The sequence below is a fragment of the Polaromonas sp. P3_C2 genome (assembly GCF_056402675.1).
On record NZ_JBFUGX010000215.1, the window covers coordinates 1 to 6,378 of the forward strand.

A 6,378-nucleotide genomic window follows, 5' to 3' on the forward strand; every position below is an offset into this window, starting at 1 on the left:
TCGTAAGGGTGCACGAAGACCAGGCCCTCCCGCTCAGCCAGCGTCAGCGCGTGGGTGCGTGATTCGTCCAGCGTATCGCCGTGCAGCACCACCTCGGCGCCAAAACCCCGGGTGCGTTCGATTTTGACGCCCGGCGTGAAGCGCGGCATCACGATCACCGCCCGTATGCCCAGCCGCTGTGCGTGGTACGCGACGCCCTGGGCATGATTGCCAGCGCTCATCGCGATCACGCCGCGGCGCCGTTCGTCGGCTGAGAGCTGGGCCAACTTGTTACAGGCGCCGCGCTCCTTGAAGGACGCGGTGTACTGCAGGTTCTCGAACTTCAGGTAAATCTGCGCGCCCGTCAACTGGGAAAGCGTCTTGGACTCCACGCAGGGCGTATCGAGCAGGTGGCCCTGCAGGCGCTGGGCGGCTGTTTCTATATCTTTGAGACTGAGCATGGGAATTCCTCTGCGGGGCTATGGTGGGATTGTGCGGGATCATCTTTGCGCATCTTCGCAGGAGTTTCTGTGGTGCATTTCACACGTGGGGGTACAAGTAGCGTCTTCCATGATGCTTCAAGCTGCGTTATGGTGGAGTCTCATTGAACCAGGTCGCATCTGCGGTGCTCATAGCCAGTGAGGCGCCGGTCTTGAAGCAGGGTATCTCACAGGCATGTCTACCAACCGTGTAGTTGCAAAGGGAGGTTTGTCCATGAGCAAGCGTTCCGTTAGCGAGCAGCAGTGGCTGCTGTCCCCCGGGCTGAAAGAGGCGCCGGTGCTGGACCTGATGTGCTCGCATTTCGTGCTGACGCTGGCGGCAAGGCAAGGCGCCAAGTTCAATGTGCGCCGCGACCTCAACAGCCTGCTCTCGCTCTCGGGCCGGCATCTTGTGTGGCCCCTGCCGGCGGTGCAGCGGTTGCGCGAGTTTCTCGGCCGCCGCTGCAAGGACAACGAGTTCTGGCGCGACCATGAAAGCCTGACCGACACCGAGTTCATGGCGCGCCACGGCGCCTGGCGCGGCCCCTATGAAGAAGGCACGCTGTTCTTCTATCTCGACGAGCATGCGAAGGACCAGCCCAAGGACTTGCTCTCGGTGCTGGCTGCCACCGGCGAATGGCTGACCCAGGCGCTCAAGAAACAATCCACCCTGGTCGAGAAAAACATCGATGCACTGGCCAACCTGCTGCAGCTCAACCGGGCCGAGCGTGCGCTGCTGCTCTACGGCACCCTGGCACGCTACCAGCGCGACCTGCGCTCCCTGCTGGTGGAGTTCAAGGTCAACAATGCCCCCGAGGCGTATGCCGCCATTGCCGATGTGGCCGGCGTGAAGGCCCCCGAGGTTGCCGAAGCGCTGCGCGCCGGCTCGCGCCTGGAGCGCATCGGCATGGTCGAGAACCTGATTTCCGAGCACAACATCACCGACCTTGCGGACCTGATGAAGGTCAGTGAAAAACTGCCGCCCGTGCTGATGCGCGAATACCGCGACCAGAACGAGCTGATGGCTGTGTTTACCCGGCCGGCCGCGCACAGCAGCCTGGGTCTGGCGGACTTCGCTTTTGTGCAGGAGGATGCGCAGGTGCTGGTGTCGCTGCTGCGCAATGCGGTGGCCGGCAAAGAGCAGGGCGTGAATGTGCTGCTTTACGGCCCACCCGGCACCGGCAAGACCGAGCTGGCCAAGGTGGTGGCACAGGCCGCCGGCCTGGACCTGTTCGAGGTCGAATATGCCGACCGCGACGGCAACTCGCTCAGTGGCCGGGACCGCTACCGTTCGCTGCAAATCGCGCAGGTTTTCCTCAAGGGCAGCACGCACTCCGCCTTGTTGTTTGATGAAGTGGAAGATGTGTTTCCGCCGATTTCCAGCGAAGCCGCGCAGCTGATGGCGCGCTCCGAACAATTGCCCGTACCTGCCAGTGGGTCGGTCAGCGGCAAGGCCTGGGTCAACCAGATCCTTGAATCCAACACCGTGCCCACCCTGTGGGTCACCAACCGCATCGAGCAGATCGACCCCGCCTTTCGCCGGCGCTTTGCCTACCACCTCGAACTCAGGTCGCCGCCGCCGGGTGCCCGTGAAGGCCTGGTGCGCAAGACACTGGAAGGTGTTCAGGTCAGCGATGCCTTTGTGGCCAAGCTGACGGCCCGCAAGGGCCTGACGCCCGCGCAAATACGCACGGCTGTCCGGTTTGCGCGGCTGGCCAGCGCGCCCGAAGACGCAGTGGATGCGCAGGTGGACGCAGAAGGCATGCAGGCCATCCTGTCCGGCGGGCGGCCGCTGTTGATGGAGTCGCTGATCGAGCGCCAGCTCAAGAACGCCGACGTGGCGCTGGGCAACCGGGCGGAAGCTTCCGGCCGGCGCAACGCGACCACTTATGACCTTTCCATGCTCAATGTCGAATCCCGGTTCGAGGTGCCGCGTATCGTTGAAGCACTGAAAAGCCGAAGCCATGGCAGCCTGTGTTTTTATGGCCCGCCAGGCACGGGAAAGACGGCATTGGCCGAACACATCGCCAAAGCACTGGATTTGCCGCTCATCATCAAGCAGGCCAGCGACCTGATGAGCAAGTATGTCGGTGAAACCGAACAGAATATGGCGGCGATGTTCCGCGAAGCTGAATCGGAAAAAGCCGTGCTGCTGCTGGATGAAGCGGACAGTTTCCTGCAGGACAGGCGCGGCGCCCAGCGCACCTACGAAGTGACCGAGGTCAACGAAATGCTGCAGGGCATGGAGCGCCATGCCGGCATCTTCATCTGCACCACCAACCTGCTCGAAAGCCTGGACCAGGCGGCGCTGCGGCGTTTCACCTTCAAGATCAGGTTCATGCCGCTGACTCACGCGCAGCGTGAGCAGATGTTTGTCACCGAAGCACTTGGAGGCGATGCCGACCGGCTTGCGGCCCCGCTGCGGGAGAGGCTCGGCAAACTGGTGCAGCTGTGCCCGGGTGATTTCGCGGCCGTGAAGCGGCAGGTGGATATTCTCGCGGCAGAGTTTTCCAGCGAGGAATTTTTGGCCCAGCTGGAGGCCGAGCACCGCATCAAGCCCGAGGTACGCGAAGGGCGGGCCATGGGGTTCATGCAATAAGAACAGGCGCTGTTACAGACGCTCCGTCAGGGCTGGACTGCTATCAAAAGAATAGCTGCTTACGCCCGTCACTATTGGTCTGAGGCCTGATTTTTATACGCAGGCCAGGTTGGCTTCGTTTTTACGCCGTACGTCCTCGCTGACCTTCAGCTGCGCCTGCCGCACGATGCGGCCCCCTTCAATCCACAGCAATTGCCCGGGCTGCAGCTGTTGCCAGTTTTCATTGAGCGTCAGCGGCTGGGTAGCGACGACACACAACCGGTCTTCCTGGACATTGGTTTGGGCAAAGTCGATGCTCAGGTCGGCGTCAACGAGCTTGGCGTGTGAAAACGGCCATTCCCGCACCAGGTAATACAGCCGCGTGGAGCAGTGCGCGAACAGGGCTTGCCCGTTGGAGAGCAGGTAGTTGAATACGCCATACTCGCCCGTGCCTTCGCTCATGCTGCACAGGGTGTCAAACACGGTGTCCAGCGAGCAGGGTTCGCGCGGGCTGATGGCCTTGAGTTTTTCCATCAGGGCGCAAAAAGCGCGTTCGCTGTCGGTGGTACCGACGGACTGGTAGTTGCCGCCAAGAGCCGGAAAGTAATTGATCAGGTCGCCGTTGTGGGCAAACAGCCAGTGGCGGCCCCAGAGCTCACGGGTGAACGGATGGCAGTTCTCCAGGCGCTGCGGATCGCCCTGCGTCGCCTTGCGGATATGGGACACGACATTGCAGGACTTGATGGCGTAGCTTTTGAGCAGCTCGGCCACGGGTGAGGTGGCGGCCGGCTGGCTGTCCATAAAAATGCGGCAGGCCTTGTCTTCAAAAAAGCCGATGCCGAAGCCGTCGCCATGATGGTCCGTCAGACCGCCGCGTGCGGCAAAACCCGTGAATGAAAAGCGAAGGTCTGCGGGTTTGGCAGCATTCATTCCGAGGAGTTGGCACATTCCTCTAGTGTCCCAGAATCTTGGAGAGGAAATCCTTCGCCCGGTCGGTCTGCGGGTGATTGAAGAAGTCCGTGGGCGTGTTCTGTTCAACAATCTGGCCTTGGTCCATGAAGATCACGCGGTCGGCCGCTGCCTTGGCAAAGCCCATTTCATGCGTCACGCACAGCATGGTCATCCCCTGTTCGGCCAGCGAGATCATCACGTCCAGCACTTCCTTGATCATCTCGGGGTCCAGCGCGGATGTCGGCTCGTCAAACAGCATGATTTTCGGCGTGAGGCACAACGCGCGCGCTATCGCAACGCGCTGCTGCTGGCCACCCGACAGCTGCAGGGGATACTTTTGTGCCTGCTCCGCGATGCGCACCCGCTCGAGCTGGTGCATGGCCCGCTCGGTCGCTTCTTTTTTGGACAGGCCCGCCACCCAGGTTGGCGACAGCGTCAGGTTTTCAAGCACGGTCAGGTGCGGAAACAGGTTGAACTGCTGGAACACCATACCGACCTGCCGGCGCACGGCATCGATCGCCTTGATGTCATCACCGAGCACGGAGCCGGCCACGGTGAGCTTGCCTTCCTGGTAGTCCTCCAGCGCGTTGATGCAGCGGATCATCGTGGATTTGCCCGAACCGGAGGGCCCGCAAATCACCAGGCGCTCGCCTTGCTGCACGTCCAGCTGCAGGTCGCGCAGCACATGGAAATTGTTGCCATACCATTTGTTGACTTTGTCAAAGCGGATGATGGGATCACTCATGTTGGTCCTTGTTTTTTTGTCAACGGGCCTTGCCCACAGCCAGCCGCCGCTCTATCCAGAGGCTGTAGCGGGACATGGCGAAGCAGCAGGTGAAGTAAATCGCGGCGATAAAGAGGTAAGCCTCAATCTTGAACGGCCGCCAGTTCGGATCGGACCCGACCGCCAGCGAAAGGGCCCCGGTGAGTTCATACAGCGACACGATGGTCACAAGGGAGGTGTCCTTGAACAGCGAGATGAAGTTGTTCATGATGCTGGGCACCACGGCGCCCAGCGCCTGCGGCAGGACAATCTTGACCTGCGTCTGCCAGTAACCCAGGCCCAGGCTGGCGGCCGCTTCGGTCTGGCCCTTGGAGAGGGACTGCAAACCACCCCGGACGATTTCCGCCATATAGGCCGCGGCAAACAGCGTGATGCCGACGATCACCCGGATCAGCACGTCGGGCGATTTGCCGATGGGCATGAACAGCGGAAACATGAAGCTGGCCATGAACAGCACGGAGATCAGCGGCACGCCACGAATCAGCTCGACGTAGATGACGCACAGGGTCTTGATGGCGGGCATGTTGGAGCGCCGCCCCAGCGCCACCGCCACCGCAATCGGGAAGGCGATCGTCATGGAGATGACCGTCAGCATGACGGTCAGCGGCAGGCCGCCCCACTGGTCGGTGGACACTTTGGAGAGCCCGAACATGCCGCCGCTCATGAGCGTGAAGAACGCCGTCAGGACCACGACCCAGATCAATCCCAGCCAGGGTTTCCAGAACCAGCGGCTGCAGCTTGCAACCACCAGGCCCAGCAGCAAAAAGGTTGCCAGCTCCGGCCGCCAGTGCTCCGTCAGGGGGTAGCGGCCCAACAGGATGATGCGGGCTTTTTCGTTGATCACGCCCCAGCATGCGCCCATGCCGCGTGCGGCCTGGCAGGCATCCGCGTCGGCGGCGGTCACGGCATTGAACACCGCCCAGCGGAGGGCCGACGATGCGGCCCACAGCAACAGGGCGATAACCCCGACCGACACAAGCGCATTGCCGACGCTGGAAAACAGGTTGTTGCGCAGCCAGGGGCCCGGGCCCTCCATCTTGATGGGGGCCGGGCGGGGCGCGACGGGAACAAAGGTCTGGTTCATGTCAGCGTTCCTTGATGGCGGCGCGGCTGTTGAACCAGTTCATCAGCGCCGAGGTGGCCAGCGATGTGGTGAGGTAGATCAGCATGATGATGGCAATGCATTCGACGGCGCGGCCGGTCTGGTTGAGCGAGGTGTTGGCAATCGACACAAGGTCGGGGTAGCCCACGGCAACGGCCAATGACGAATTTTTGGTGAGGTTCAGGTACTGGTTGGTCAGCGGCGGGATGATGACCCTCAGCGCCTGGGGCAGCACCACCAGGCGCATGGAGTGGCCGCGTGAGAGCCCCAGCGACGCGCTCGCCTCGTGCTGGCCCAGTGAGACTGAGGCAATGCCGGCGCGGACCACCTCCGCCACAAAGGCCGAGGTGTAAAGCACCAGCCCGAGCAGCACCGCCAGGTATTCAGGCGACAGCGCGCCGCCACCCTCCACTTGGGTTTCCGTCAGCTTCGGCAGGTTCCATTCGGAAGGCGCACCACCGGCCAGCCAGCCCAGGAGCGCACCGGCCGCGACCAGTCCCAGCAC

6 protein-coding genes are annotated in these 6,378 nt (G+C 62.2%); 1 reads left to right on the plus strand and 5 read right to left on the minus strand.

Features of this window, described 5'->3' with window-relative positions; genetic code table 11:
* The coding region (locus AC1DWI_RS10860; protein ID WP_477724820.1) for a pyridoxal-phosphate dependent enzyme at positions 1-440 on the minus strand (440 nt) is incomplete at its 3' end.
* 253 nt (positions 441-693) lie between these two features.
* Here AC1DWI_RS10860 and AC1DWI_RS10865 point away from each other — a divergent pair.
* Entirely contained in the window at positions 694-3,057 is a 2,364-nt protein-coding gene (locus tag AC1DWI_RS10865) for an ATP-binding protein (RefSeq protein ID WP_477724821.1), read from the plus strand.
* Positions 3,058-3,150: 93 nt separating this feature from the next.
* Here the strand turns inward: AC1DWI_RS10865 and AC1DWI_RS10870 are convergent, their stop codons facing one another.
* From AC1DWI_RS10870 to AC1DWI_RS10885, 4 genes are all read right to left on the minus strand, one after another.
* Positions 3,151-3,984 (minus strand): class II glutamine amidotransferase, encoded by an 834-nt coding sequence (locus tag AC1DWI_RS10870; protein WP_477670312.1) that lies wholly within the window; start codon positions 3,982-3,984, stop codon positions 3,151-3,153.
* Positions 3,985-3,988: 4 nt separating this feature from the next.
* On the minus strand, positions 3,989-4,732 hold the full coding sequence (locus AC1DWI_RS10875) for an amino acid ABC transporter ATP-binding protein (protein WP_457281767.1): 744 nt from the start codon (positions 4,730-4,732) through the stop codon (positions 3,989-3,991).
* Positions 4,733-4,751: 19 nt separating this feature from the next.
* Complete coding sequence (locus tag AC1DWI_RS10880) at positions 4,752-5,855, minus strand: amino acid ABC transporter permease (protein WP_477670311.1); 1,104 nt, start codon at positions 5,853-5,855, stop codon at positions 4,752-4,754.
* Between the two features lies 1 nt (position 5,856).
* Positions 5,857-6,378 (minus strand): ABC transporter permease subunit (locus AC1DWI_RS10885; RefSeq protein ID WP_477724822.1); only part of this gene is annotated, 522 nt, incomplete at its 5' end.

Coding starts and splice junctions, on each gene's coding strand:
- AC1DWI_RS10865 (WP_477724821.1), top strand. CDS start 694: ATGAGCAAGCGTTCCGTTAGCGAGCAGCAGTGGCTGCTGTCCCCCGGG.
- AC1DWI_RS10870 (WP_477670312.1), bottom strand. CDS start 3,984: ATGTGCCAACTCCTCGGAATGAATGCTGCCAAACCCGCAGACCTTCGC.
- AC1DWI_RS10875 (WP_457281767.1), bottom strand. CDS start 4,732: ATGAGTGATCCCATCATCCGCTTTGACAAAGTCAACAAATGGTATGGC.
- AC1DWI_RS10880 (WP_477670311.1), bottom strand. CDS start 5,855: ATGAACCAGACCTTTGTTCCCGTCGCGCCCCGCCCGGCCCCCATCAAG.